Below are 25473 nucleotides of genomic sequence, written 5' to 3'. Positions count from 1 at the left end.
ATCGCCGCATCCTTGTAACAGCCGACAACCTTTCAACCCTCGCGTTTTACCTGATCTCGGCAAATGCGGAACTGATCCTCGATCGAGGCTTCGTTCTGATTATCGGAGGAATACCGGGCGTAGATCGCAACACGGGTCATCGGCTGTCCTTTTACGTCAGGCTGCCTTTTCGAGAAGGCTCGGTCGGATTAGCACCTCGGCCGATATTCCGAGACGATCATGCAATTGCCGGATCATCTCGATAGACAGGCCACGCCTGCGATTAAGAATTTCCGATGTGCGGTTCCGGGTTCCGAAAATCGGTTCGAGATCTTTGCGGCTCAAACCCTGCTGTTCCATCCGGAACTTGATTGCTTCGATCGGGTCCGGCGGGTCCATCGGATAATGCTTCGCTTCATAAACTTCGATCAAGGTTGCCAGCACATCCAGATGATCGCCATCCGGCGTTCCGCTTTTGGCTCCCCACAGGCGTTCGACTTCGGCCAGTGCCGCGTCATAATCCGCTTCGGTGCGAATGGGCTTCAGATCAGTCGCCATGCTTCACCTCTGTCACGTCGATCTTGTCATATGCCTTGTGTGTGCCGATCCATTTGATCCAGACGATGCTTTTCTCGAAATCGACCGACACGACAAGGCGATAATCATTACCCTTGATGTTGAAGACGATACGCTCGGCGCTGACGATGCTCGCCGTAGCGTAAAGTCGCTTCACATCGGCGGAACTTGCCCACTCCGCCTTGCTGACTTCATCGAACCAGGCATCGAGCGCTGTCTTGATGGCCGACTGGTCTTTCTGTCCTGCGAGGCTTTCGATGAACTCCCGCAAGGAGCGACGGGCAATGATCCTCATGAAGTAGCTTTATCACGATCCCGTTTTGGGATCAATACTTATGTGAAAATATCCCGATAGGTAATGCCTGTACCGGGATCGGATGATGGCGATTAGCAATCGCGTACGACTCTATGCTCCGCTTTCTGGCATTATTCGAGCGGCGTTCCAACGCCATTTTCTTCTGAAACTGTTCTCGCGCCATCTGTCGGCCGATCAGGCGGGCGAGTGCCAGGACTGCTTCATTGGCAATGCGTACACGAACTTCTTCGGGTTCCGACGTGTCGGATCGCGGATAGATTTCGATCCTGATCTTGTCGCGTTGTAGTTTCATGGCGTCCGTAGCTCATATCGAAATGATTGTTGGAACCATCGAGACTCGATCAGGCTATAAAGAAAATAGGACACGCTGCACTGTGCGGTAAAGGGGACACTCTGACCTACAAAGAGGACGGTTGCGATTGCATCCGAAACCGGGAGCCAGATAGCTTGAACTGCTTCGATAAAATAAGGAGCGCTTCGCGCGCTTTGTCGTGATCGGCTGCGGCTGGCGCCTTGCCGATCGTGAAGGGGAAACCAAGGGGCCTTGCCCCTTTCTCCCTTCAAGCGCCGCCTGCGCATGGCAGGGCCGCCCGCTTCTCATGACGGCTCACATCTCCCACCGCCATCACATTCGGATTCCGTCCCGCTTGCGCCTAACCCGGCCATGCTCGCCGACACTTGTCCCCTCCCATCCCCGCGCGCTACGCGCCTCCGGAAGGCATGTCGAGGGACATGCCTTCGGTATTTACGGAAAGAAGGATTGGAACAATGGCAAGGGCTACGAAGAAGACCAAGGCCGTCACTGTTGCGACGGCGGAAAATGCAGCGACGGATGCGCAAATCCGCAGCGTTGGAGATGTGGCGATGGAAGTGGTGGGGGCATTGCCCGCGCTGGAACCTATTCCGGACCCCGACATGACGTTGGAAGCCGAAACCGTCGCGGATATGGAAAGCGTTGCGGCAGAACCCGTGACCGGTAGGGAAATCTTCATCCTCCTCAACAAACTCAAGAAGTCGCCCCGCAATGCACGCAAGACCCCACATATCGAAGCCCTTGCGGCCAGCATCGCCGCCAAGGGGCTTTTCCAGAACCGTGTGGTGGAGCCGGAAGTGAACGAGGCAGGCGAAGCAACCGGCTGGAGTTCCCCTGATTTAGTGGAGAGGTTCTGGCACTAATTTACGATTCATGATCTCGAATGCGATTGGTGATTTATATCCGAGGGCAGAATGTCTGCGTACAGGATTATAGAAGCCATCAATATATTCGCCAATAGCTTTGATCGCATCACTGCGTGTCTGGAATACAGTGCGCCAGATCAGCTCCGACTTGATTGTCTTGAAGATGGTTTCCACCATCGCATTATCATAGCAATTTCCTTTGTCGTTCATGGATGGAAGCATTTTGTGAGCTGCGGGAATTCTGCGGTACTCATAACTGGCATACTGGCTGCCCCTGTCGGAGTGTTGGATCAGCCCCGGCTTTGGTTGCCGGATAGCAATGGCTTTCTTCAGAGCAGTTATGGCCAAGTCCTTCTTCATCCGATCCCGCGCTTCTCAGCCGATAATACGACGAGAGTAAAGATCGACAACGATTGCCAGATAAAGCCAGCCTTCTGCGGTCCATATGTAGCTGATGTCGACACCCCATTTCTGATCTGGTCTGTCACAGCTAAAGTCTTGATCCAGAAGATTGGGAGCGACAGGCTCACTGTGATTGCTGTCGGTCGTGCACTTGAAACGCGTCTTCTGTCGGGCTTTCAAACAATTGTCTCGCATCAGTCGCACCGTGCGGTGACGTCCTGGCGGCCTAATCGAAGCCCTGTCGTCGTCGATGAGTTGCTGCTCACGCCGGCCGAACACGTTGGGTTGATTGTGTCTTTCGACAAGCCGGAAATGGCTATGCTCACGACGCTCGAATATGAGTGCGGCTGGATGGGTCCGGGTAAGCCGGACGAGACCGACATAACCCTGTTGACGGCACACGTATCAGACGGGCCGGCAGGCGCAATACCTCCGTTACCGGCAAAGCCACGCACCATCGAAGCTCTTGGGGAACCGGTTGTCCCGCGCCGTTTTGTGCTGACGGAATCCATGGGCGGTATGGACCATAACAACATGTCGACGTCTTCCGACTCCATGGCGATGAAGTCCCAAATAATCGAGCACGAGAAGGACGGAAAGGTCACCAGGCCAGCCTATCGTGCATGGAAGGATACCGTGAACATCGTGGCCGGAGAGACGGTTCGGATTCTGCTGCGCTAAGATCTGCCGGGACCGCGCATGTATCACTGCCATATCCTCGAGCACGAACAGCTCGGAATGATGGGTACGATTGACGTTCGAGCCTGAGTTTTGGATCGGCACATAAAACAAAGGCCCGCCGCGAAATAATCGCGGTGCGCTAATTAGGATGCATGGCTCTGTTGTGGCCTTGCACCGCCGGCCCCTGCTTTTCAGGGGCACATATTCCGCCGCGGGGCGCCGAGACGAAGACTTGCCTTCTCGCGCCCTAGCGTCCGCCGAAAGCCATTGATTATTTGGTTCGGGAAAGCCCTCGGGCACGCTTCCTTAGCGGATTTCCGGCAGTTGAGGCGTTCCGCATGCTGTTCTTATTAAGCTGAACCGAACTCCTCCCGACCCGAGCGCATCGGAGAAATCAGCTTTGCTGATGGCAGGATTAAACCCTTGATGAATCGCGTCAAGAGCTTCTTCTGAAAAATTATTCCTTGGGTCTTGACCTTCCCATGGTTGGAAGCCGTACCTTCGAAAAAGTCACCGTCGTCTCACGCTGTCGGGTGGCGTGCCCTTATGAAGGAGAATGATAATGAGTAGCAAAGCTACCACCCTGTTCCTGGTCGGAGCGGTCATCGCCGGTGGCACTCTTGGCACTGCTTATCGCAACGAGGTTAGACCCTACGCTGAAAATCTAATGGCGCTTGTTTCGTCGGCTGCCGTATCACAAGCCGCTGCGCAGTCGGCTCAAATGCCTGCCCCAGAGGTCCCCGTCGCCGAAGTCGTCACGCGCAAGGTCGCGCCGTCCGCAGAGTTCATCGGCTATCTCGAAGCGACCAAGTCCATTGAACTGCGTCCGCGCGTCGGCGGCGCAATCGACGCCGTCAGCGTTCCAGAAGGCGGCCTTGTACGACCGGGCGATCTTCTCTTCCAGATCGATCCGAGACCATTCCAGGTTGCGCTGGACGGAGCCAAAGCCCAGTTGCAGCAGGCAAAGGTTCTGCTCGACCAGGCCGAGATCGATTTCAAGCGCGCCGAGACGCTGGCTCCGAATGGGACCGTGTCGCGCAAGACTTTTGATGACGCGCAGGCAGCACGCCGTCAGCGCCAAGCCCAGGTGGAAATCGCCAAGGCTGCCGTTGCGGCCGCGGAACTTGATCTCTCGTTCACGCGCGTCACGGCACCGATTGCCGGACGCGTTGATCGTGTTCTTATCACGGAAGGCAATCTCGTCACCGGTGGCAATGCACAGGGGGCTACGACTCTGCTCACCACGATCGTCTCGACCTATCCGCTCTATGTCTATTTCGATATCGACGAAGCCACCTATCTCGGATTCGTCGATCGTGCACGCGCATCAGACTCGGGTAGGGTTGGCGGCAAGCTTCCGGTGCGGATCGGCTTGATGACTGATACGGGCTTCCCACATGCCGGTGAACTCGACTTTCTCGGCAACCGTGTTGACCGGAGTACGGGAACGATCCGCGCCAGGGCAGTTGTCAAGAACCCGGATGGCCAGCTGACGCCTGGCCTCTTCGCACGAGTGAAGCTCGTTACCGCCGAACCGACGCAGACCGTGCTCATTGACGAACAGGCAATCGGTACCGACCAGGGACGCCGCTACGTTCTAGCTCTCGGAGCCGAGAACAAGGCTGAGTACCGACCGGTTGAATTGGGGCCGATGATCGATGGTTTACGCGTTGTCTCCAACGGCCTCAGGCCAGGCGAGAAAATCATCATCAAGGGGCTGGTTCGCCCCGGAATGCAAGTTGACCCGCAGACGGTTTCGATGTTGTCGGGCCAATCCGTCGATGGCGATCGGGCGGCGGCTGCATCGCAGGAGGCCCGTCGATGAACATTCCACGCTTTTTCGTCGACCGTCCCATATTCGCGGTCGTCCTGTCCGTGTTGATGCTGATCGGTGGTGGCCTGACACTCTTGAAACTGCCATTGAGCGAGTATCCGCAGGTGACCCCGCCAACGGTGCAGGTCACGGCAAGCTATCCGGGCGCCAGTCCCGAGGTGATCGCCGAAACGGTCGCCGCGCCGCTGGAGCAGGTCATTAATGGCGTCGAGAACATGCTCTATATGAGCTCGCAGGCCGCCACCGATGGACGCATGACGCTGACGGTGACGTTCCAACAGGGCACGGATCCTGACATGGCGCAAATTCAGGTACAGAATCGTGTCTCGCGTGCGCTTCCGCGTCTGCCGCAGGAGGTCCAGCGCATCGGTGTGGTGACGCAAAAGACCTCGCCCGATATCCTGATGGTCGTTCATCTCGTATCACCCGATGATCGTTATGATCCGCTTTATCTGTCGAACTTCGCCACCTTGCAGGTACGCGACCAGCTTGCGCGGCTGTCAGGTGTGGGTGATGTACTCGTGTGGGGTGCTGGCGAGTATTCCATGCGGGTGTGGCTCGATCCGGCCAAGGTGGCAGCACGTGGTCTGACCGCCTCGGACGTGGTGGCGGCAATTCGCGAGCAGAACGCTCAGGTGGCCGCAGGATCGATAGGCCAGCAGCCAGATGCCTCGGCTGCGTTCCAGATCACGGTCAACACGCTCGGCAGGCTTTCAAGCGAGGAGCAGTTCGGCGACATCGTTGTCAAGACCGGCAGCGATGGCCAGATTACCCGTTTACGCGATATTGCCCGTATCGAGCTCGGCGCAGACGCTTACGCACTGCGCAGTCTTCTCGACGGCAAGCCAGCGCTGGCAATGCAGATCGTCCAGAGCCCGGGCGCCAACGCACTCGACGTGGCGAGCGCTGTTCGCAGCACCATGGAAGAACTGCAGAAAGGCTTTCCCGAGGGAATAGAATACCGCATTGCCTACGACCCCACCGTCTTCGTCAAGGCGTCTCTGGAGGCCGTGGTGATGACGCTGCTCGAAGCCATCGTCCTGGTCGTGATCGTCGTCGTGCTTTTCCTTCAGACATGGCGGGCTTCAATCATTCCGCTCGTTGCGGTTCCGATATCGTTGGTCGGCACATTCGCGCTAATGTATATGTTCGGCTTCTCGCTGAACACACTGTCGCTGTTCGGTCTCGTACTTTCCATCGGAATCGTGGTCGACGACGCCATCGTGGTCGTCGAAAATGTCGAGCGGCACATCGCGCTTGGCGAAACGCCGAAGGAAGCGGCGCGCAAGGCCATGGACGAAGTGACCGGGCCAATCATTGCCATTACGTCCGTTCTGTCGGCGGTGTTCATCCCGTCGGCATTCCTGTCCGGCCTGCAAGGCGAGTTCTATCGCCAGTTTGCTCTCACAATCGCAATCTCGACCATCCTGTCGGCGGTCAACTCCCTCACGCTCTCTCCGGCGCTTGCAGGCGTGCTCCTGAAACCGCACCACGGCGAGGTGAAGCGTGATCTCCTGACCCGGGTTATTGATGGTCTGTTCGGCTGGTTCTTCAGGCTGTTCAACCGCTTCTTCGATACGGCTTCGAATGCCTATGTCTGGTCGGTGCGACGTGCTGTGAGGCTGAGCGCGCTCGTCCTGCTCGTCTATGCTGGTCTGCTGGGCACGACATGGATGGGGTTCCAGTCCGTACCCAGCGGATTTGTCCCGGCTCAGGATAAGTACTACCTCGTCGGCATCGCCCAACTGCCGACTGGAGCCTCGCTCGACCGGACCGAGGCAGTCGTCAAGGAAATGTCGGAGGTCGCTCTCGCCGAACCGGGCGTGGAGAGTGTCGTGGCATTCCCCGGACTGTCCGTCAATGGCATGGTCAATATCCCGAACGCTGCCGTTATGTTCACGATGCTAAAGCCCTTTGACGAACGCAAGGACCCTTCTTTGTCCGCCTTTGCCATAGCTGGTCGCTTGATGGGCAAGTTTAGCCAGATACCCGATGGTTTTGTTGGAATATTTCCGCCACCACCCGTTCCAGGCCTCGGCTCGACTGGAGGATTCAAGCTCCAGATCGAGGATCGGGCGGGGCTTGGTTTTGAAGAGCTTGCTAAGGCGCAGGGTGCAATCATGGCAAAGGCGATGCAGGCGCATGAACTGGCCGGCATGCTGGCGAGTTTCCAGGTAAATGCACCACAGGTGCAAGTGGACATCGACCGGGTGAAGGCCAAGTCGCAGGGTGTGCCGCTCAACACCATATTCGAAACGTTGCAGGTCAACCTTGGCTCGCTTTACGCGAATGACTTCAATCGCTTTGGCCGGACCTATCGTGTGATCGTCCAGGCGGACGCCCCCTTCCGCATGCAGCCGGAGGACATCGGCCGCCTGAAGGTACGAAACGCAACGGGCGAAATGATTCCGCTGTCGGCTCTGCTAACGATCGAGCACAGTTCGGGGCCAGACCGGGTGATGCATTACAACAGTTTCCCGTCGGCCGATATCAGCGGTGGGCCTGCACCCGGCCACTCGTTCGGACAGGCAACTGCTGCGATAGAACGGATCATCACGGAGACTTTGCCGCCCGGCATGGCCTTCGAGTGGACCGAGCTTGCTTATCAGGAGAAACAGGCTGGAAGCACAGCAATGTACATCTTCCCGCTGTCCGTTCTGCTCGCGTTCCTCATTCTCGCTGCGCAGTATAACAGCTGGTCGTTGCCATTCGCTGTGCTGCTGATCGCGCCAATGGCGTTGTTATCGGCCATCGCGGGCGTCTGGTTGACCGGCGGCGACAACAACATCTTCACCCAGATCGGCTTTGTGGTGCTGGTTGGCCTAGCCGCCAAGAACGCCATCCTGATCGTGGAGTTCGCGCGAGCGAAGGAAGATGAAGGCATTGATCCATTGAATGCGGTGCTCGAAGCTGCCCGGCTCCGCCTGCGGCCGATCCTGATGACATCACTCGCATTCATCGCCGGGGTCGTTCCACTTGTCATTGCGACCGGCGCCGGCGCCGAAATGCGGCATGTCATGGGCATTGCCGTGTTCGCAGGCATGCTCGGCGTTACACTCTTCGGCCTGCTCCTGACGCCGGTGTTCTACGTCGTCGTGCGGAAGTTTGCGACCCGCCGCGAAAGGCGCATGAGCACTGAAGGGGCTGCCCTGAAACAGCAACCATAAACAATTCGCGGCGATCGCATCCAATCGGGTCATAAGACCCAAGGACGGATGCGATCGCTCCCACAATCAAAAACGATTCTGATGCGCTGAAGAAATGGCCGCAGGCGGGCGACGCAAGCCTAACTGCTCACATAGACCCGGCGCAACTCTAGGTTGTAGACTCATAACAATCTGATCCAAATTGTTGCTGCTGCCAATTTGACAGCGGCGAGGAAGTTCATCGGGTCTTTGTCGTAACGGGTGGCGAAGCCTCTGAACTGTTTGAGTTTGCTGAAGAAACGCTCAACGAGATTGCGCTGTCGATAAACCCATTGGCTGAAAGGGAAGCTTCCCTTCCGATTGCTCTTGGCAGGGATATTGGCCCATGCCTGCCGTTGCTTTGCAAATGCTCGTATAGCGTTGGTATCGTAGGCCTTGTCCGCCATTCGGCCATCGGCATCAACAATTGCGTGGATTTTGGTGGTCAGGCTGCCACGGGAACGTCCCATGCAACCATCGTCTTGATCCCCCTTTTTTTCGTCGCCGCATGTTGATGAACACGGACACAGGAGCTGTCGATCATGACGATATCGCCATCGAAAGCTTTGGAAATCTCGCCCAGAACATGATCACAGACACCCGCTTTGCGCCATCGCGCGAACCGGTTGTAGCATGTGGTATACGGGACCATATCGATCTCGAACGTCTGCCCAGGGGGGCTGTCCGAAACCGCCACAAAATGCCGTTGATCACCCGCCGGTCGCCAACGCGGGGCACGCCGCGCTGCTTGTTCGGCAACAACGGTTGAATAATACTCCACTCGAAATCGGTGAGATCAAACCGGCGACGGGTCATGAGAAGCCTCCAAATCAAGGCTTCAGTGAATCAACGACGTACCCTTAAGTGAACCCCGTTTCTGAGTGTGCGGCCAGTCTGGTAGGGATGGCGAGATGATCGTTGCCCAGTCTCGAAATGCCTCAAGAACCGATCGAAGGTGAAGAAGACCACCAACGCCGTGAAACAAGTTATTCTCCGTCCAGCATGTTCACCAGTCGGCTTCGTGCTCGTAATTGTGCGTGATCCGTTCGAGTGTCCGACCATCACAGTCTGTCCCGGCGGGATCGATCTTCAGCGACCAACCAGGTTTGTCAACCGTGCTGATCGGCGGACCGAAACCGCGTTCCCAGTCCCCGTCACACTGCGCTTCGTACCAGCGCGAAAACCAGCCTAAAACATCCATTGGCAACGCTACCTGAACAGCATCCAACTGAGAAGAAGCGAGCGCGGACTGTCAGCTTAGAATCCCAAGTTTATGAGTTTACGACCTAGTGAGAGATATTTATTAGAACCGCAAATTACGTTGTGCCTATTATACTAATCTGAGGAAAAACGCCTGCCATGGTTCGCCGGATGAGTGAGTGGAATCCCCTCACATCCGGTCGCCGCTCTCACGCGGCTGCACCATTATCCCGCATTCGACGGGCACGGGCTCAGGAGAACGGGACCAAACTCAAGATCGGCATTTAAAGGCCAAAAGGATTCCCGGTCCGTTCACCTGGGTCTGTCAGGGCGGACCCGGCCCGTATGACGATGGCTATCGTTGCAGCAACTGGGCGATGAAGGTGAGATTCAGTTTGGGGATTGGGCTTTGTCAGTATCATTGCGGCCTCGCTCATGAGGTCGACAAAGGAGAGGCGTTTCAGACCCGTCCCTTCGCCGGCATGATCCGGATCAGGTTCAAAGGGTCACTGCGCTGCGCTTGCCAGCAGTATCTCAGCCCCTTGGCGGGGCACCCCTCGGCGTCGGCAAGGATAGCGAAGAGCAGAAGGCAAGCACGCGCTATTTTTCTAGAGGTTGCGAGCATAGTTGTCGCGAAATTCCCGAAATTTCGTTCTGGATCACCAGATCGAAAGTAACCGGTGTTTTAGACTCACCTTGGCAAGTGTCGGTACAACGCCCTCTCTGCTGTGTGTGCAGCTTGAATGCCAACGTTGCTATCTTCGACGACAATGCAATTACTAGGCGCAAACCCCATGCTTTGAGCGGTATATAAAAAGAGACCCGGTTTAGGTTTCCAACTTCCTATGGTGTACGGAACTATATACGCTTGAGTCAAAATAACGTGCCAAGCCGATCACCTTCAAAGCCTGGGCGACTTTTTACGGAGGACCACTTGAAGCGATGCACTTTGGCAGGTCTAACTCCTCCAGCATAGCAACAACCCCAGGCATGGGTTCGAGGTGCTGAGCAAAAAATATTGGGACACGTTCACGATAGATCGTTTCAAATGTGTCTGGCAGTTTCTTGCCAATTCATTGTTCAAGGTCATACAGGATATCCGCAAGCTTTTTCCCCGATAATGGCTTACCATTTGCTCTGCCGGCTCGTTTACTCCAGGTACAAGATCAACATTAGAGGCTCGTCCATCGACGGAGAGTTTTGATCTGCGCCTTGGGCGAACCGTGATTAAATCTAAACTCGCATTCCTTGATGAACAAGAAAAAGCTCTGCCTTGGAATGCCGTTGTATTTCCGCAAGACGTGTAATGATCGGCATCAAGGTTGTCGCTTCGGCATCTGGAACAGGGATGGAGAAGATCTTTCCGTCTCGTTTCAGAAGACTGAAGACAGGCACCTTTCCAACTGCGCCACGGCCACGCTTGCCTTTACGAGCGTTGCTGAAATAGCTTTCATCAACCTCGCCTTCTCCTCCAAGCAGTTCTTCGTGAGCCGCGACCTGTTCGACGATCAGCACACGGGGGCACCGTCTACGATTTCGTCTACAATCCTTATCGTGGGAACGAGGACGTCTTTTGTGTACGTCCTCTATATACAAAAGGCGGTGGATTTGCGCGGCTGTCGGCTTCTGCCTGTTCTGTCAGAAGCGGGCGAAGCGGCGAGCGTATGCAGACCGGATCCGTGGCCGATGCATCGCCGACCAGTGCCATTGCCTGGCAGCGGCAACCGCCGAAGTCAATCGCCTTGCGATCGCAGCTGCGGCACAGATCTGGCATCCAGCCATCGCCGCGATAGGCGTTGAAGGCCTCACCTTCGTACCAGATATCCGCCAGTGTCTTTTCGCGAATGGTGTCGAAATGCAACGAAGGGATCGTCTCTGCGGCATGGCACGGCAATACCTTGCCGGAAGGAGTAATGTTTAGACCGGTGCGCGCCCACCCGCCCATGCAGGCTTTCGGGTAGGAGGCATGGTGATCGGCGCCGACATAATCAATGACGATCACGCCTTCGAGCCGTTTGCGCGCTTCTTCCACGAAGGCATTCGCCTTGAGGAACTGCTCGCGTGTCGGCATCAGTGCCTTGCGGTTTTTGTCGGCCCAGCCGTGAAACTGCACGGTGGCGATCTCGATACGGCGGGCAGAGAGCTTGATCGCAAGGTCGAGCATGTCGCCCATCTGATCCATGTTCTGCTTGTGGCATACGGCATTGACTGTCAACGGTATGCCCGCGGCATGGGTCCATTCGGCGACCGCGATCTTGTGGTCATATCCCCCCTTGTAGCCTCCGACGCGATCCGCCAGTTCCGGTGTAGCCCCCTGAATGGAAAGCTGTAGATGATCCAGACCGGCATCGGAAAGTTCGCCAATGCGCTTTTCCGTCAGGCCGATGCCTGACGAGATGAGATTGGTATAGAGGCCCGCACCACCAGCGGCGCGCGTCAGTTCCACAAGGTCGCGGCGGGCGGCTGGCTCGCCGCCGGACAGGTGCAGGTGCAGCACGCCCAAGGCGGCGGCCTGCTGAAAGGTGGATATCCACTCTTCTGTGGAAAGCTCATTCTTGACGCCTTCCAGCTCAAGCGGATTGGAGCAGTACGGACAGGCTAACGGACAGCGATGGGTCAGTTCGGCCAGCATGGCAATCGGCGCAGGAATGCGTATGCGCCCGCCGTTCCATTCGCTGGTCGGCCGGATGGGCGGGTGTTCGTTCACGATTTCAGCTCCAGCATGCGGCGCTTGGAAAATTCGTTGATAAAGACGATCATGTCGGCAAGAATCTGTTCCTTGGGCGTCTCGAATTTGATCGAAAATTCTTGCGCGATCGCGCCGAGAGTGCGTTCGCCATCAAGCGCATTAATGATCATGACGGCAACCTCATCGAGCGCCAATGCCCGCTCGGGTGCAAGAAGAACGGTCTGCCCACGGACAGAGTCTTCCCGCAAGCGCACGCCTCGGGCGAGTTTCGCAACGGTCTGCTCGGTGACGAGTGCGGGTTCGGTCATTCGAGTGCCTCCTTTACGTCCTGCTTACGGGCCGGCTGATCGAGATCGCCGATAATGCCTTCCTTCCCGTCCCATCCGCCGGGTGGCAAGAGCGCAGGCGAAACATAAGCGGAATGCAAGGCATCGAGCTGTGCCCACAGAACATCCGTTTTGAAGATAAGGGCCGCCGCCGCCGCATCCTGTTGTTCCTTTGTGTCGGCGTGATCGAGAACGTAGTTGAGGCCGAATGCGACATCAACCGGCGCTTCGTTCAACCGATTGCGGAAGTAGGAAAGCGCCTGCTCGTTGGCAAAGGCGTAATGTTCGATCAGACCAGCAATGCGGTTCTTGTGAATGGCCGGCGCAAAAAGCTCGGTCAGGGACGCCGCCACCGCGTCGAGCATCGGCATGTCTCGCACGAAGCGCACATAGGCATCGCAAGCGAAACGCGTGCCGGGCAGCACGCCACGGTTCGATGCCACATAATCAGGGTCGAGGCCGACCGCTTCGGCAAGCTTCAGCCAGCGACGAATACCGCCGCCCTCGCTTGGGCCGCCATCGTGATCCTCGATGCGCTTGCGCCAGGCGCGACGGATGCCGACATCCTCACAACGCGACATGAACGCGGCATCTTTCAGCGGAATGCGACTCTGATAATAGAAACGGTTGATCACCCAGGCACGGACCTGCCTGATATTGCACGCACCACCATGAAGCATGACGTGAAACGGGTGCTTGTCGTGGTAACGGGCATCGCCGATCGCCCGCAGGCGGGCTTCGAAATCAGTTCTGTTTTGAACAGTGCTCAAGTTCGATCTCCATACCGTCACAAGCGATGGTCATTCCCGCCTCTTCGACGGCCGTCCGCTCCGGTCCTGAACGCCAGATCGGGTTGGTGTTGTTGATGTGCACGTAAACAACATGGCCGATATTCAAGCCGGATAGACGGCCAAGGCTGCCGTCCATTCCTGAGATCGCCATGTGTCCCATCCGTTGACCGGTCTTGATTCCGGTGCCGATACGAACCATCTCGTCGTCGGTGAAAACAGTGCCGTCGAAAAACACGAGGTCGGCACCGCGAATGCGATCCGCCAGCCAATCGGGCAGTGTGGCGCAACCGGGAATGTAATAGGCGCGTTTTGCGCCGTGCATGAATTCGATGCCGATCGTCTGCTCGCCTTCGAGGCCGAGTTCAGGCTCGCCTTCTTCGAGATAAAGCGCAACCTTTCCCGGCACCGCAAACATCCTGGCTTTCAGGCCGGGCACTGGCTCGAAACATTCATCGAGGCGAATGATGCTGCGCGCCACGTGATCGGAGTCGAGCACCTTGAAGATCGGGTTCGCGTCGAGCACGCCTTCGATGGCGGAAGTGACGAAAAGTTCGAAAGGCTGCTTTTCGCGCAGGGTCAAAAGGCCGCCGATATGATCGACATCGGCATTGGTGATCACGACGCTTCTGATTGGACTATGCCTGAGCGCCTTTGGATGCAGCGCCGGTGTCTGCTGCATCTGTTGGCGGATATCGGGAGAAGCGTTGAATACGGTCCAGTTTTCCCCATCAAGGCTGACGGCCAGCGACGACTGCGTTTGAGGGCGAAGCCCGGAAAGCGGATTGCGCGCAGCTGCGCAATTAGCGCAATTGCAATTCCATTGTGGTAACCCGCCGCCTGCGGCGGCGCCGAGCACGAGAAACCTGAGATTAGCCATGAATCCCGTGCTCTGCTTTCTTAGAACAGGATAGGCTCGTCGCCATCCGGCTGAGCGTAGCGGTTGATTTCCATGCCGCAGCTGACTTCAACGAATTTCGGTGCTGACCACTTCATAATGAAACTCCTTTAAAGATAAACCACGCTTACTTTATGAGATAAACTCAAGCGTTGGTCAAATAGTTCATGTCTTTTTCGATAGATTTCTACACTATTTCCCAGTTGGAACTCTGCCTCGTCTATCGTTGACTGTAATTGGTGCGTAAGATCAACGTGAAGATTGATATTTTTGAAATGGCAACTACGAACAACTTAGTTCTCGGTGACCATCTTTTCGATGGACGTATTGCCAAACCGCGATAGATGATAGCAAAGTTCTTTCTTTGCTTGGTAGGGGCTCGTCTTTCGAAAAGCTTTACATGCGGTTGGCAGGTGCCAATTAAGCCCCCACTCCGAGCATAATGAATTTTTGCAATGAATCCCTACGGTGTCGTGAGTGCATCGAAGGCAGCCTTCATTCGTTCGCCGGCTTTGGCAGGCAGCTTGATCGCCTTAGCGGCGTCGAGATTGGCGGAGCCGTCACCGACGCGAATGAGAGCAACCATTCCCATGCTATAGTGTGGTGAACACTTGATGCCGTAGTAGCCGGGCTCGGTGACGGTCAGCACATATTCTTCATTGACCTTGCTCTTGAAGGGTTTCACCCCCTCGGGAAGCATGCCTTTGATGCCTTCGACATTGTGGCTCTTGTCAAGGGGGATAAAGCGGACCGTATCGCCCGGCTCTGCAGCAATGGCGGCCGGTTCGAAAACCATGACGCCACCTTCACCCTTGTTCATCATTTTGACGGCATGTTCGGCTGCATGGGCTGCGCCGCCCGCAAAAACCATCAGGGCCGTCATCACCAGAGATCTTATCATCATGTCCTCCACCAGACTGGATGAAGGGTGTCCCATGAGGTGGGCAGCGTCGCAATACGACCTTGGTGTCGGTTCAGCTGGTAAGCACAAAGGCCTCCAGCGCATCGGCGGCAATCGGCTTGTACATGATTTCAATACCAGCCGCTTCGGCAGCCCGGTGCGTCTGTGGCTTGCGGTCGGCCGTCAGGATGCGAGTAGGGCGCTTGCCATGTTGGGCATGTAGGGCCTGCACCGTCTCGATGCCGGTGAGCACGCCATCGAGCTGCTGGTCGATGAGATAGAGATCGGGTACGATGCCGATTTCCTCGAGCAGCGAGAGCGCTTCCTCTCCGCTGGCCGCTTCCAGCACACTGATTCCACGCCGCTCCAGGAGAAGTGCAATGGCCCGGCGCAGACCTACGTCGTTTTCAACAAGCAGCGCAATCCGGTCGCTGTTGTCACCCGGTTCCTCAGGTATGGCGGGCGTCTCTTCGCGGTAGGCAGGGTTGACACAGGACGCTACCGGAGCAAGGTCGACAGAAAAGCACGTGCCGTGACCAGGCGTCGAGTGAAGCGTAAGACGGTGGTCGAGAAGGGCGCAAGCCCTTTCGACGATAGCAAGGCCAAGTCCCATGCCTTCCGAGGCTGAAGCCGATCCCTGAACCCTATGAAATTCGCGAAAGATCGCCTGCTGCTGATCTGGCGCGATACCCGGTCCTGTATCGTGGACTTCGACGCGCACCTGGCCATTCACACGGCGCGGGCCGACAAGAATGCGGCCACTTACCGTGTATCGTATAGCGTTGCTGATCAGGTTCTGCAGGATGCGGCGCAGATAGGTCGGGTCGCTCAACACAGTGAGACTACATTGCAGAATATCAAGCCTTAGCCCTTTGTGGGCAGCTATGGGCGCAAATTCGTCGGTGAGCTGCTTGAGGAGCAAGGAGAGGGAAACCGGTCCAATATCAACCGCGGCCTCTCCGGCCTCGAGCCGCGAAATATCGAGCAGGGCACCGAGAATGTCCTCCACGCTGACGAGAGCGTTGTGTGCTTTTTCCAGCGTTCCGCGCATGAAGGATGCTTCCGCCTCATCCCTTGCTGCGGCGACGAAGAGTTTTGCAGCGGAGAGCGGCTGCAGGAGGTCGTGGCTCGCCGCCGCGACGAAACGCACGCGGGCGGAGTTGGCGCGCTCGGCGTCCGCAAGGGCCGCCGCAAGGTCGCCGGTGCGGGTCGCCACACGTGCCTCCAGCGAGTTATTGGCGCGGACCATGGCGTGGATGGCGAGCCGCTCGCGCGTCACATCCGCAAAGGACATGACGAAGCCGCGTCCCGGCATTTCTTGCGCGAAGACATCAAGGATGATGCCGGAGGTGTGAGCGATCTCAAAAGATAGTGGCCCACGCGGAAGCCGACCATCAATCCACTGACGCAATGCGTCGTCAGAAAAACCATCACCGAGAGTGATGGCATCAGCGATGCGGTCTGCCAACAGCTTGAAGGGGGTTCCCCTCCGCAGGAGACGCATAGGAATGTCGAACAACTGCGCGACGCGGCTGTTCCAGCCGACCAGTCGGCGATTGGCATCGAAAATACTGACGCCTTGGTTGATGTGTTCCAGTGTTGCACGGATCATGCGAGCCTGATCATCGAGCTGCTTGCCGCGTTTAGAGCGTTCCATGCGGATCAGATCCGTAATATCGGTTTGGAGGATGACGGTGCCGCCATCGGCGGTGCGTTGTTTACTGACCTGAAGCCAGCGGTCACCGCTGAGCCCGACATTGAAGACGTGCCGCGTCCAATGCAGGCGCATGCGCTCAGCTGCCCAGGATTTCGGCGTCGCACCCCGAGGAAGAGCGAGAAACGCCGAACGACTCGCGGTCTCGATATACTCGGCGAAAGTGATTCCCGGCACGAGCTTCTCACGTATGTCGGCAAGATCCCTGCAGAAACGCGAATTGCAGAGCACGAGCACCTCGGTCGGATCGAAGAGCGCAAATCCTTCCTCAATCGCCTCGAGTGCCTGCGACAGATCGCGACGTGCCCGCTCGGTGGCGCTGTTGGCCTCGTTGAGCAGTTTCAGCGTCGCTTCAAGGTCATGTGTACGTTGACGTACCCGCTCCTCCAGCATGGCCGCACGGCGGAACTGCTCGAAGGCGTTACTGCGGTCGCCCGTATTCTGCTCGACATGACGCATCAATGCGTCAGCTATGACGAGCATTTTCTCAAGGTTGCGGCTGTCGCTATCGGCAGGGTCGAGCAGACTGTCGGAAATGCGGGAATTCATGAAACAGTTTCCGAAACGACCGTGCCAGGGGGGTAGAAAGCAAACCCAGTCATCGTATGGTTGACGTGCATGGGGCCGATCTGCTCGCCATAGGTGGAAAAGCCAATGACACCGTGCTGACGCAAAAGCTCGGAGACGCGACCGGTCATCTGTCGTTCCCGCGCCTCCACCCGTCTCAGAATGCAGTCAAAGGCCAGAACGGCAACGGGATTGGCTGGAGCCTTTAATGCCTGCAGCTCCGTCGAAAGATGACCCACCAGATCGTTCGGCTCTGCGATGCTCAATACCATGCCTTCGTCGATTGCCGAGAAGAATAGCAGTTCGCCGGAAGGCAGCACCCGTTGAATAGCGCGAACATGGTGGCGGTCTCCCATGCGCACCGTCAGCGGGTGAATGGCGAAGGTGAGCGTGTTGACGCTTTCCGGCTCCATGCCGATCAAGCGAGCATATTCGCGCACTGCGGGCTCACCGTTGATACATCGCACAATGCGGGCAGCTGGATCCGCTTCCGTGACCACCATTCGCCGCTCCGTCGGCTTGATGTGATCCATTTTGAAGGGGCGCAACGGACAATCACCGCGAACGATCGAGATAACAGCAGCATTGGCGAGAATCCGCTCGCCATCGAAAACGAGCGTTTCGCGAAAATGGATACCATCGCCCGCCGAGCCGCCGATCAGCGGCATTGCACCCGTGGCAGCGGCAAGCGCCGAGGCGAGTTCGTCTTCACGCGCCGAAAGCCCATCGACAAAGAGGAGTGCGAATTCTTCTGCCAAATGACCATGGCCCCGGGCAAGCGTTTGGCGGATGTGCAGCAGTTTATCGGACAACGTGTTGGTGACAAATTTGGAAAGATCCGGGATCAAAAACGTTTCAGCAGCAAAATGATTTGCGTTAAACCCGACAGCGACGATGCTTTCTTCTTCATAGCCGGCTTCCGAAATCTCGCCTGCCGTTGTGCAGCCGACGATCTTGGCACCCGGCCAGGTCTTAACACCTTCCGAGACAACAGCAGCGACATTTGCTTCTGGCGAAACAAAAAGCAAGACAAGCGAAAACGGACCGGAGCCAAGACCCGCAGCGAGATGCTTGATAGGATAGTTCTCGTGCGCCGATACGAGTGCACGAGCGACAAAATGATGATCCACGGGCGATGGCCTCCTCCGCCGTTCTCCCGTCTCTATCTTAAGCATTCGGCGTCCCGCAGTGCCAGCATTAAATGTGTCTTTTAATTGATGATAATTGGATTCGATTGGATATACGGGCCGATTGACCAACCGCGCTTTTATAGGCTGTAGTGAAAATTCCGCGCTGGATTTCCAAAAAAGTGCTCAAGCGTCGGCAACCATGGTGGCGAAGCTGGCTTCCTGTGCGAAGAGCACGGCCTGCATACGCGTCTGGACACCAAGCTTGCGCATGATGGCGGTGACGTGCGCCTTCACCGTCGTCTCGGCGATGGAAAGCTCGTAAGCGATCTGCTTGTTCATGCGCCCGGCGCAGACGAGTTGCAAGATACGGGCCTGCTGGCGGGTCAGCAGTGCGAGCCGCTTGACCGCCTCTTCCGACGGGCTTGGCGTGGTCCCTTCCAACGCCAGGCGGCTCGCGTGGATTTCCCCGCGTGCGATGACAGAAAAGGCTTCGCGGAATTCCTCGCGCGATGCATGTTTCGGCACAAAGGCATTGATACCTGCCTTCAAAGCCGCCCGCACGATACGAACCTCATCGAGTGACGATACGACCACGATCGGCGTTTCCGGCGCAACCTGACGCAGACGCACCACACCGTCGAGCCCGTTGACGTCGGGCAGGTTGAGGTCCAGCACGATAACGTCCAGCTGTGGTCCACTGGCAAGCCGCGTCAATGCCGCGTCGAGCGTACCGACGGCTTCGACATCCGGGATACCTACCGGTCCCGTCAGCGTCATCGACAATGCGTCGCAGAACAACGGGTGATCATCAACGATCAGCGCCGATCGCAACACGCGAAGAGGTTTTTCCGGCACTAGAACTGGTATCATGCGAAATTCCCGATAGGGCTGGCGGTAGTTTAGCATCGAATTTGTCCGTCTTCATAGGCCTTTGAGCCTAGGCTAAAGCAATAAAGTCGGGCGTTTCCGCCCGACTTTTCATCTCAGTCCAGCGAGGTCAGTTGTCTTGGCAGGCGGAAGGTCCAAACAGTACCGCCCTGGTTGAGATAGTTAACCTTTTTCGCGACCTCTCCACCCCAGAGCGGAACTGCGCCGCCCCAGCCCGAGATGACCGAGACATATTGCTCGCCGTCCTGTTCCCAGGTCACCGGCTGGCCGACGATGCCCGAGCCTGTCTGGAATTTCCACAATTCCTCGCCCGTCTCGTTGTTGAGAGCAACGAAATCGCCTTCGGGTGTACCAAAAAAGACGAGGCCGCCTGCCGTCGCCATCGCGCCGCCCCAGAGCGGAGCACCATTCTTGTACTCCCACTTGATCTCGCCGGTGTTCGGATCAATTGCCTTGAGGCTACCGATATGATCCTCGAATAGCGGCTTGATGGTGAAGCCTGCACCAAGATAGGCTGCACCCTTCTTGTAGCTGATCGGCTCGTTCCAGATGTCCATGCCCCATTCGTTGGAAGGCACATAGAACAAGCCCGTCTTCGGACTGTAGGCCATCGGCATCCAGTTTTTTCCGCCGAGGAAGGAGGGCACAGCGAAGACCTGTTGGCCCTTGGCGCCATCGGCCGCCGCAGCCGCATCGCCGGGGCGGTTGTCCTCGTTGTAGATCGGTCGACCGGTCTTATCGATGCCCTTGGCCCAGTTGATGTTTTTTACGAAAGGATGGGCTGCGACGAATTTTCCGTCCTCGCGGTTCAACACATAGAAGAAGCCATTGCGGTCGGCAGTGGCGAAGCGCTTGTTGCCGTCCTTGTCGATGAACGGAACGACTTCGTTCACACCGTCAAAATCCCAGCCTTCACGTGGCGTTGTCTGGAAGTGCCATTTGATTTCGCCGTTTTCCGGATTAATACCGAGGCGCGAGGCTGCATAGAGATTGTCGCCCTTGTTGCCGTCCATCGGCTTGCCGGCATTACGCAGGTGGCTGTTCCACGGGGCCGGGTTACCGGCGCCGAAGACGAGCGTCTTGGTGTCCTCGTCGTATGAGCCACCAAGCCAGGTCGCCCCGCCACCCGTTTTCCACATGTCGCCCGGCCAAGTCGCGTTGAGCGTCCCGGTCATCGTGCTTTCCTTACCCTTGAAGGTTCCCATATGACCTTCAATGACGGGGCGGGTCCAGACGAGTTCCCCGGTCTCGGCATTGCGTGCCTGTACCTCGCCGACGACGCCGAACTCGCCGCCGGAATTGCCCGTTACGACGAGACCGTTCACGATCAGCGGGGCAGCAGTATAGCTGTAACCTTCCTTGTAGTCGGCGATCTTCTTGTTCCAGACGACGTCGCCGGTTTTGCGATTTAGCGCGACGATGCGTGCATCGAGCGTACCGAAATAGATGTTGTCGCCGAAGATTGCCGCGCCGCGATTGACCACGTCGCAGCAGGGTAGGATGCCCTCGGGCAGGCGCGCATCGTACTGCCAGACCTCCTTGCCCGTCTTGATATCGATAGCATAGAGGCGGCTGTAGGAGCCGGTGATGTACATCGTGCCGTCATAGATGATCGGCTGGCTTTCCTGGCCACGCTGCTTTTCGCCGCCAAGTGAGAAGGCCCAGGCCGGCACGAGATTCTTGACGTTTTTGGTGTTCAGCGTTTCCATCGGCGAAAAACGTTGCAGGCTGCGGCCCATGCCGTTGGTCAAGACATCGCCGACGGTTTCAGCGTCCTTGGCAAGATCCTCCTCCGTCACGCCGGCATAAGCGGCGCTCGAACAGGCAATCACCGCTATCGCGGCCAGTACGGGTTTCCTCATGGCATCCTCCCACTCCATGCCCGCAGCAGGACGCGGGCTCCATGACGAACATCATCTACGCTGTTCGGGAAGGGTTGAATTGGACCTTGGTCGTAAAAACGCTCGTTCCCGCGGGTTTTGCGCCACTTCGTTCCCCCGTCAATAGGTCGTATATCGAGCCGCGGAGCAAGAGAGTATCATTTCAAAATTAAGGAGAGCGGACCCATGACAATACTGAAATCGCTTGCCGCCCCAGCTGTCTTCATGCTCCTGTCACTCATGCCTGCCCTCGCTGAAACGTCCGTTGTGCGCGCTGCGCTCCAGCTTTCAGGTACTGTAAACTGGGAAGCCGACACGATCCGCCATTATGGCTTCGATAAGGCGAACGGCTTTGCTCTTGAAGTGAGCGACGTTGCCGGCGCGCCGGCCGCACAGATCGCTCTCATCGCTGGTGAGGTGGACATGATCGTTTCCGACTGGCTTTGGGTGGCGCGCGAGCGCGCTGCCGGACGCGATCTCGTTTTTATTCCGTACTCACGCGCTGTTGGCGGACTGATGGTGGCGGCCGACAGCCCGGTTAAAAAACTCATAGATCTTAAGGGTCTGAAGATCGGCGTCGCCGGTAGCCCCATAGACAAGAGCTGGTTGATCTTGCGGGCCTATGCGCAGAAGGTGGAGGGTTTTGATCTCTCCGGCGCAACCGATCAGGTCTTTGGCGCCCCGCCGCTGGTTTACAAGGCAGCGCTCGACGGAGAGGTGCAGGGCGCACTGAATTTCTGGAATTTCGGTGCCCGCATGCAGGCGGCAGGTATGCGCACGCTGATAAGTGTAGACAAGGCAACCAAGGCGCTCGGACTCGACCCGGAAACGCCGCTCCTCGGCTATGTGGTGCGTGGTGAGGTTCTGAAGGCCAACTCTGGTCTTGGTGAAGCGATTGTTGTCGCCTCGCGTGCCGCCAAGGAAAAGCTGGCTTCCGATCCGACTGCCTGGGAGCGTATACGCCCGATGATGAGGGCGGCGAACGATGCTGAATTCAAGGCGCTGAAAGCGGAATTTCTTGCTGGCACGCCGAAGGCGGGTGCAGTCGACGAAAAGGCTGCCGCTCGCATGCTCGCCCTCATGACCGAACTCGGCGGCGGCGAGCTGGTCGGGAACCTGAAAGAGCTGCCCGATGGTGTCTTCCATCATTCCGACAACTGAGCGGGTCTTGCGGCTCAATCTGGAGAAAGGTGGGCCGGGCCGTGTGCTTGGCCCGATGGAACTTTCTCTCGTTGCCGGTGAAACCGTCGCGTTGACCGGTCCCTCCGGTGCAGGCAAAACATCGCTGCTGCGTATCATAGCCGGGCTCGACAAGCGTTTCGACGGGCGGTTGGAAACAGCGGGACGTATAGCCATAGTTTTCCAGGAACCTGTTCTCTTGCCTTGGCGGACGGCACTACAGAACCTCACCATCGTCGCACGCATAAGCGAGACGGAGGCACAGCATTGGCTTGAGAAGGTCGATTTGGGGGGGCTCGGTGCGCGTTTTCCGGGCATGCTTTCGCTCGGCCAGCAGCGACGTTTGGCGTTGGCGCGTGCCTTCGCGTCCAAACCGGATCTCCTGTTGATGGACGAACCGTTCGTCAGCCTCGATCCGGCGCTGGTTGATGAGATGATGGGTCTGTTCGAGCAACTGATCGCCGCACGCCCCTGTGCGACGCTTTTCGTGACTCACGTCAAGGCTGAGGCTGAACGGCTTGCAAGCCGAATTCTGCGCTTGGAATGCCAGCCAGCGTGGCTTGTTGAGGAGGATCAGAACGCTGGGGCATACTTCCGGTTGTCGGCGTCAGGTGTCACGACATCGAGATCATAGCCGGCATCTTTGAGGCGTCTTGCCGTCGAAAGCCCGTTGTCGGCGGCTTCATCGATATAGCGGCGACCGAGCGTCTTGTTTTCCACGACGCCGCGTCCGCGCATCAGGTCGAGTCCATAATTGAACTTGCCAATGGGATCACCGGCTTCGGCGGCGCGGCGGTCCCATTCAGCAGCGGAATCAGGGTTTTCACGAGAGCCGAGGCCGTTGTCGTCGAGTTGTGACATCCATGTCATCGCCCCGGTCCAGCCGGCCTCGGCACAACGCATGAAGAGCTCGCGCGCCATTTCATGTCGGCCCGACTTGGTGATGTAATAACCGGTCGCACAGATCGTCATGCTGGTGCGCCCCTCGATGACGTCCTTCATGACGCGGTTCAGCGTCAGTTCCTCGGGATTGAGCGTGCCGCCAACGTCCGCCTGCGACAGAGCTGCGTTGGCAGAAAGGAGCAACAGGCTTGCGGTAGCTATGGCAAGGCGCATGATAATTCTCCAGTTCAGGCCTTTCGTGCAGTTAGACCGCGAGCGGGGTCGTACCCCCAGATAGCGATCAGGCCGAAGACGATAAAGGCAGCGAGGGTAACGGCGAGTGCCGTAAGATTGCCCTCGACGTAGAGGGCGAAGCGGATCAGTTCGACGGCGTGGGTGAAGGGATTGAGCGCGCACAGGTCACGCAGGCGCGGCGAAGCTTCGGCCATCTTCCAGAGCGGATAGAGTGCCGAGGAGAGGAAGAACATCGGAAAGATCACGAAGTTCATCACGCCTGCGAAATTCTCCAGTTGCCGGATGAACGAAGAGAGCAGGAGGCCAAGCGCACCGAGCATCATTGCAGCAACGGCCATGGCCGGGGCGGCGGCAAGATATCCAAGCCAGGGGAACCGGATGCCGTAAAGCGCGGCGATGGCGAGAAAGACATAAGCCTGCAGTACTGCGATCAGGCTGCCAGCCAGCAGCCGGCAGAACAGCAGCCACCAGCGTGGTAACGGTGCGGTCAGGAGAAGCCGCATGGACCCCATCTCCCGATCATAGACGAGGCTGAGAGACGATTGCATGCCGCTGAACAGCAGGATCATGCCGACCAGTCCCGGCACGATGTAGATTTCGTAGGTGATATAAGTTTGATAGGGCGGCGTGATGGACAGGCCAAGCGCCGCGCGGAAGCCTGTGGCAAAGACGAAGAGCCAGACCAGTGGCCGCACTAGCGCTGCGACGAGCCGTCCGCGCTGGCCCAGAAACCGCAATGCTTCCCGGTGCAGGATCGCCTGAAGCGCGATGAAAGGATGGGAACGCAGCACGCCACCGTTTTCCGCTTCGATCCTGTCCAGCGCTTCCGACGTCATGTCTGATCTCCCGTCAGTGTGAGGAAGCGAGTCATAAGGTCCGCACCGCCGATTTCTCCCGCCTCACCATCGGCAAGCACCTTGCCACGGTGGAGTATGACCAGCTGATCGGTGTCCCGTACTTCGTCCACAAGGTGAGTCGCCCAGAGTACGGTCAGGCCATCTGCTGAAAGATCATGCACATGGGCAGTGATGGCGGCGCGGGTGGCTGCATCGAGACCGACCGTCGGTTCGTCCAGCAACAGTACCTGTGGTCGGTGAAGGAGGGCGCGGGCGATCTCCATCCGCCTGCGGTGGCCACCATTGAGTTTCGCAACCTTCTCTCCAGCGCGTTCGGCCATGCCGAGCCGCTCGAGTGCCGCAATCGTACGCATTTCCGCCTCGCGCCCTGAAAGGCCGTGCAGCGCGGCAAAGTAGAGGAGGTTGCGCTTGACAGTGAGATCAAGATCGAGCGTCGAGGACTGGAAGACAACGCCCATGCGGGCGAGGGCCGCGTGCGGTGAGAGCGTCATGTCGAAACCCGCCATCACGATCTGGCCGGTACGTGGCGTGAAAAGCCGGGCGAGTAGGCCGAACAGTGTCGATTTACCGGCACCGTTCGGTCCAAGTAGAGCACAGAAGCGGCCTGGCTCGACCGAAAAAGACACATTATCGAGCACGCACTTTGTGCGCCAGTCATGGCTAATGCCCTCTACCGTCAAGCCATCCATGGCCGGCTACTCTATGGTGATGGCGACTTGCTGGCTGTCGCCTTTGCTGCCGGGAACCTTCAGGTGGTAGCTGCCCGGCTTGATCGCCACGAAGCTGATTTCCGCTTCGCCCGCCTCGTCGAACTCGATGGAATCGACACCGAGCGGACGGATCTCGATACCCTCGATAACGATCTCGTTGATCCAGACAGCCCGGAAGAATCCAGCCCCTTCCAATGCCAGTTCCTGGCTGCCATCGGCTTTAATCTTCACGATGTAGTATTTCCCAGACTTCAGCTTCAGCTGTGCCTTGGAAACTGGTTGTCCAGCTGAGAGCGTCAGATCCGGCAAGATCTCGCGGTTGGGCTTTGAAAGGAGACCTGCAAGGCCCATGCCGGCCTCAGGCTTGGTATCGCTATCATCATCCGCCTGTGCGGCGAAAGGTATGGCGGTGAGCATGATTGCGGCCAGAATTGCTTTTTTCATCTTACTCTCTTTC

The 25473-nt window shown here is 57.6% G+C and carries 25 protein-coding genes, 4 pseudogenes and 1 riboswitch; of the genes and pseudogenes, 7 read left to right on the top strand and 22 right to left on the bottom strand.

What is annotated here, in order from left to right:
- Positions 1–156 precede the first annotated feature (156 nt).
- The 3 genes from CEV33_RS11660 to CEV33_RS11650 are packed head-to-tail and all read right to left on the bottom strand — an operon-like array spanning position 157 to position 1163.
- On the bottom strand, positions 157–537 hold the full coding sequence (locus tag CEV33_RS11660) for a helix-turn-helix domain-containing protein (RefSeq protein WP_094540662.1): 381 nt from the start codon (positions 535–537) through the stop codon (positions 157–159).
- Positions 527–850 (bottom strand): type II toxin-antitoxin system HigB family toxin, encoded by a 324-nt coding sequence (locus tag CEV33_RS11655; protein WP_094540661.1) that lies wholly within the window; start codon positions 848–850, stop codon positions 527–529. Before CEV33_RS11655 ends, CEV33_RS11660 begins: the two co-directional genes overlap by 11 nt.
- 31 nt (positions 851–881) lie before the next feature.
- A complete protein-coding gene (locus tag CEV33_RS11650) occupies positions 882–1163 on the bottom strand; it encodes a hypothetical protein (protein WP_141211586.1) in 282 nt (93 codons plus the stop codon).
- A 476-nt stretch (positions 1164–1639) separates the two neighbouring features.
- Here CEV33_RS11650 and CEV33_RS24450 point away from each other — a divergent pair.
- A pseudogene (locus CEV33_RS24450) lies at positions 1640–2011 on the top strand (chromosome partitioning protein ParB); the annotation flags it as partial.
- Positions 2012–2023: 12 nt separating this feature from the next.
- On the opposite strand, the pseudogene CEV33_RS11640 reads toward CEV33_RS24450, so the two are convergent.
- Positions 2024–2671 (bottom strand): annotated as a pseudogene (locus CEV33_RS11640) (IS3 family transposase); the annotation flags it as partial.
- A 99-nt stretch (positions 2672–2770) separates the two neighbouring features.
- Here CEV33_RS11640 and CEV33_RS11635 point away from each other — a divergent pair.
- The 4 genes from CEV33_RS11635 (at position 2771) to CEV33_RS11625 (ending at position 8134) form a co-directional block, all read left to right on the top strand.
- Complete coding sequence (locus tag CEV33_RS11635) at positions 2771–3133, top strand: cupredoxin domain-containing protein (RefSeq protein WP_235818405.1); 363 nt, start codon at positions 2771–2773, stop codon at positions 3131–3133.
- An 18-nt stretch (positions 3134–3151) separates the two neighbouring features.
- Positions 3152–3220, top strand: coding sequence for a multicopper oxidase domain-containing protein (locus tag CEV33_RS24685; RefSeq protein ID WP_081375310.1), 69 nt, complete (start codon positions 3152–3154; stop codon positions 3218–3220).
- Between the two features lie 475 nt (positions 3221–3695).
- Positions 3696–4958, top strand: a complete 1263-nt coding sequence (locus CEV33_RS11630; protein WP_094540659.1) for an efflux RND transporter periplasmic adaptor subunit — start codon at positions 3696–3698, stop codon at positions 4956–4958.
- Entirely contained in the window at positions 4955–8134 is a 3180-nt protein-coding gene (locus tag CEV33_RS11625) for an efflux RND transporter permease subunit (protein WP_094540658.1), read from the top strand. The genes CEV33_RS11630 and CEV33_RS11625 overlap by 4 nt, the downstream gene beginning before the upstream one ends.
- Positions 8135–8295: 161 nt before the next feature.
- On the opposite strand, the pseudogene CEV33_RS11620 reads toward CEV33_RS11625, so the two are convergent.
- From CEV33_RS11620 to CEV33_RS11555, 14 genes and pseudogenes are all read right to left on the bottom strand, one after another.
- Positions 8296–8968, bottom strand: a pseudogene (locus CEV33_RS11620) (IS5 family transposase).
- Positions 8969–9158: 190 nt separating this feature from the next.
- Entirely contained in the window at positions 9159–9353 is a 195-nt protein-coding gene (locus CEV33_RS24445) for an Imm53 family immunity protein (RefSeq protein WP_235818404.1), read from the bottom strand.
- A 451-nt stretch (positions 9354–9804) separates the two neighbouring features.
- Positions 9805–9920, bottom strand: a riboswitch (TPP riboswitch).
- 123 nt (positions 9921–10043) lie between these two features.
- On the bottom strand, positions 10044–10229 hold the full coding sequence (locus CEV33_RS24680) for an HAD-IA family hydrolase (protein ID WP_167388151.1): 186 nt from the start codon (positions 10227–10229) through the stop codon (positions 10044–10046).
- 295 nt (positions 10230–10524) lie between these two features.
- Positions 10525–10864, bottom strand: a pseudogene (locus tag CEV33_RS11605) (transposase); the annotation flags it as partial.
- 37 nt (positions 10865–10901) lie between these two features.
- Positions 10902–12059 (bottom strand): pyrroloquinoline quinone biosynthesis protein PqqE, encoded by a 1158-nt coding sequence (gene pqqE / locus CEV33_RS11600; RefSeq protein ID WP_374817067.1) that lies wholly within the window; start codon positions 12057–12059, stop codon positions 10902–10904.
- On the bottom strand, positions 12056–12349 hold the full coding sequence (gene pqqD, locus CEV33_RS11595) for a pyrroloquinoline quinone biosynthesis peptide chaperone PqqD (protein ID WP_094540656.1): 294 nt from the start codon (positions 12347–12349) through the stop codon (positions 12056–12058). Before pqqD ends, pqqE begins: the two co-directional genes overlap by 4 nt.
- Positions 12346–13137 (bottom strand): pyrroloquinoline-quinone synthase PqqC, encoded by a 792-nt coding sequence (pqqC, locus tag CEV33_RS11590; protein ID WP_094540655.1) that lies wholly within the window; start codon positions 13135–13137, stop codon positions 12346–12348. The genes pqqD and pqqC overlap by 4 nt, the downstream gene beginning before the upstream one ends.
- A complete protein-coding gene (pqqB, locus tag CEV33_RS11585) occupies positions 13112–14035 on the bottom strand; it encodes a pyrroloquinoline quinone biosynthesis protein PqqB (protein WP_094540654.1) in 924 nt (307 codons plus the stop codon). Before pqqB ends, pqqC begins: the two co-directional genes overlap by 26 nt.
- A 20-nt stretch (positions 14036–14055) precedes the next feature.
- A complete protein-coding gene (gene pqqA / locus CEV33_RS11580; RefSeq protein WP_094540653.1) occupies positions 14056–14151 on the bottom strand; it encodes a pyrroloquinoline quinone precursor peptide PqqA in 96 nt (31 codons plus the stop codon).
- A 365-nt stretch (positions 14152–14516) separates the two neighbouring features.
- On the bottom strand, positions 14517–14957 hold the full coding sequence (locus tag CEV33_RS11575) for a pseudoazurin (RefSeq protein WP_374817070.1): 441 nt from the start codon (positions 14955–14957) through the stop codon (positions 14517–14519).
- Between the two features lie 70 nt (positions 14958–15027).
- Positions 15028–17217: a hybrid sensor histidine kinase/response regulator gene (locus CEV33_RS11570; RefSeq protein WP_094540651.1), complete on the bottom strand. Its 2190-nt coding sequence runs from the start codon at positions 17215–17217 to the stop codon at positions 15028–15030.
- Positions 17214–18365, bottom strand: coding sequence for an FIST signal transduction protein (locus CEV33_RS11565; RefSeq protein WP_235818403.1), 1152 nt, complete (start codon positions 18363–18365; stop codon positions 17214–17216). The genes CEV33_RS11570 and CEV33_RS11565 overlap by 4 nt, the downstream gene beginning before the upstream one ends.
- 183 nt (positions 18366–18548) lie before the next feature.
- Positions 18549–19235 (bottom strand): response regulator, encoded by a 687-nt coding sequence (locus CEV33_RS11560; RefSeq protein ID WP_235818402.1) that lies wholly within the window; start codon positions 19233–19235, stop codon positions 18549–18551.
- 113 nt (positions 19236–19348) lie between these two features.
- Positions 19349–21115: a PQQ-dependent methanol/ethanol family dehydrogenase gene (locus tag CEV33_RS11555; RefSeq protein ID WP_094540648.1), complete on the bottom strand. Its 1767-nt coding sequence runs from the start codon at positions 21113–21115 to the stop codon at positions 19349–19351.
- 204 nt (positions 21116–21319) lie between these two features.
- Between CEV33_RS11555 and CEV33_RS11550 the strand changes: the two genes are divergently transcribed.
- Together CEV33_RS11550 and CEV33_RS11545 are read left to right on the top strand one after the other, a co-directional pair.
- Positions 21320–22294 carry an ABC transporter substrate-binding protein gene (locus tag CEV33_RS11550; RefSeq protein ID WP_094540647.1) on the top strand — a complete coding sequence of 325 codons (975 nt, stop codon included), beginning with the start codon at positions 21320–21322 and terminating at the stop codon, positions 22292–22294.
- A complete protein-coding gene (locus CEV33_RS11545; protein ID WP_094540646.1) occupies positions 22266–22946 on the top strand; it encodes an ABC transporter ATP-binding protein in 681 nt (226 codons plus the stop codon). Before CEV33_RS11550 ends, CEV33_RS11545 begins: the two co-directional genes overlap by 29 nt.
- Here the strand turns inward: CEV33_RS11545 and CEV33_RS11540 are convergent.
- The 4 genes from CEV33_RS11540 to CEV33_RS11525 are packed head-to-tail and all read right to left on the bottom strand — an operon-like array spanning position 22886 to position 25460.
- Entirely contained in the window at positions 22886–23428 is a 543-nt protein-coding gene (locus CEV33_RS11540; RefSeq protein ID WP_094540645.1) for a tetratricopeptide repeat protein, read from the bottom strand. The two genes, CEV33_RS11545 and CEV33_RS11540, sit on opposite strands and share 61 nt — an antisense overlap.
- Positions 23429–23442: 14 nt before the next feature.
- Positions 23443–24285: an ABC transporter permease gene (locus CEV33_RS11535; protein ID WP_094540644.1), complete on the bottom strand. Its 843-nt coding sequence runs from the start codon at positions 24283–24285 to the stop codon at positions 23443–23445.
- Positions 24282–24995 carry an ABC transporter ATP-binding protein gene (locus tag CEV33_RS11530; RefSeq protein WP_094540643.1) on the bottom strand — a complete coding sequence of 238 codons (714 nt, stop codon included), beginning with the start codon at positions 24993–24995 and terminating at the stop codon, positions 24282–24284. The genes CEV33_RS11535 and CEV33_RS11530 overlap by 4 nt, the downstream gene beginning before the upstream one ends.
- A 6-nt stretch (positions 24996–25001) precedes the next feature.
- Positions 25002–25460: a cupredoxin domain-containing protein gene (locus CEV33_RS11525; protein WP_094540642.1), complete on the bottom strand. Its 459-nt coding sequence runs from the start codon at positions 25458–25460 to the stop codon at positions 25002–25004.
- Positions 25461–25473: the final 13 nt, after the last annotated feature.

Origin of the sequence: Brucella grignonensis (assembly GCF_002252505.1) — a bacterium.
Lineage (GTDB): Bacteria > Pseudomonadota > Alphaproteobacteria > Rhizobiales > Rhizobiaceae > Brucella > Brucella grignonensis.
This window is presented reverse-complemented; position numbering and strand designations above follow the sequence as displayed.

Coding starts and splice junctions, on each gene's coding strand:
- CEV33_RS11555 (WP_094540648.1), bottom strand. CDS start 21,115: ATGAGGAAACCCGTACTGGCCGCGATAGCGGTGATTGCCTGTTCGAGC.
- CEV33_RS11635 (WP_235818405.1), top strand. CDS start 2,771: ATGCTCACGACGCTCGAATATGAGTGCGGCTGGATGGGTCCGGGTAAG.
- CEV33_RS11525 (WP_094540642.1), bottom strand. CDS start 25,460: ATGAAAAAAGCAATTCTGGCCGCAATCATGCTCACCGCCATACCTTTC.
- CEV33_RS11530 (WP_094540643.1), bottom strand. CDS start 24,995: ATGGATGGCTTGACGGTAGAGGGCATTAGCCATGACTGGCGCACAAAG.
- CEV33_RS11575 (WP_374817070.1), bottom strand. CDS start 14,957: ATGATGATAAGATCTCTGGTGATGACGGCCCTGATGGTTTTTGCGGGC.
- CEV33_RS11660 (WP_094540662.1), bottom strand. CDS start 537: ATGGCGACTGATCTGAAGCCCATTCGCACCGAAGCGGATTATGACGCG.
- CEV33_RS11535 (WP_094540644.1), bottom strand. CDS start 24,285: ATGACGTCGGAAGCGCTGGACAGGATCGAAGCGGAAAACGGTGGCGTG.
- CEV33_RS11545 (WP_094540646.1), top strand. CDS start 22,266: ATGGTGTCTTCCATCATTCCGACAACTGAGCGGGTCTTGCGGCTCAAT.
- CEV33_RS11625 (WP_094540658.1), top strand. CDS start 4,955: ATGAACATTCCACGCTTTTTCGTCGACCGTCCCATATTCGCGGTCGTC.
- CEV33_RS11570 (WP_094540651.1), bottom strand. CDS start 17,217: ATGAATTCCCGCATTTCCGACAGTCTGCTCGACCCTGCCGATAGCGAC.
- CEV33_RS11650 (WP_141211586.1), bottom strand. CDS start 1,163: ATGAAACTACAACGCGACAAGATCAGGATCGAAATCTATCCGCGATCC.
- CEV33_RS11550 (WP_094540647.1), top strand. CDS start 21,320: ATGACAATACTGAAATCGCTTGCCGCCCCAGCTGTCTTCATGCTCCTG.
- CEV33_RS11540 (WP_094540645.1), bottom strand. CDS start 23,428: ATGCGCCTTGCCATAGCTACCGCAAGCCTGTTGCTCCTTTCTGCCAAC.
- CEV33_RS11655 (WP_094540661.1), bottom strand. CDS start 850: ATGAGGATCATTGCCCGTCGCTCCTTGCGGGAGTTCATCGAAAGCCTC.
- CEV33_RS24445 (WP_235818404.1), bottom strand. CDS start 9,353: ATGGATGTTTTAGGCTGGTTTTCGCGCTGGTACGAAGCGCAGTGTGAC.
- CEV33_RS11630 (WP_094540659.1), top strand. CDS start 3,696: ATGAGTAGCAAAGCTACCACCCTGTTCCTGGTCGGAGCGGTCATCGCC.
- pqqB (WP_094540654.1), bottom strand. CDS start 14,035: ATGGCTAATCTCAGGTTTCTCGTGCTCGGCGCCGCCGCAGGCGGCGGG.
- CEV33_RS11560 (WP_235818402.1), bottom strand. CDS start 19,235: ATGATACCAGTTCTAGTGCCGGAAAAACCTCTTCGCGTGTTGCGATCG.
- pqqD (WP_094540656.1), bottom strand. CDS start 12,349: ATGACCGAACCCGCACTCGTCACCGAGCAGACCGTTGCGAAACTCGCC.
- pqqA (WP_094540653.1), bottom strand. CDS start 14,151: ATGAAGTGGTCAGCACCGAAATTCGTTGAAGTCAGCTGCGGCATGGAA.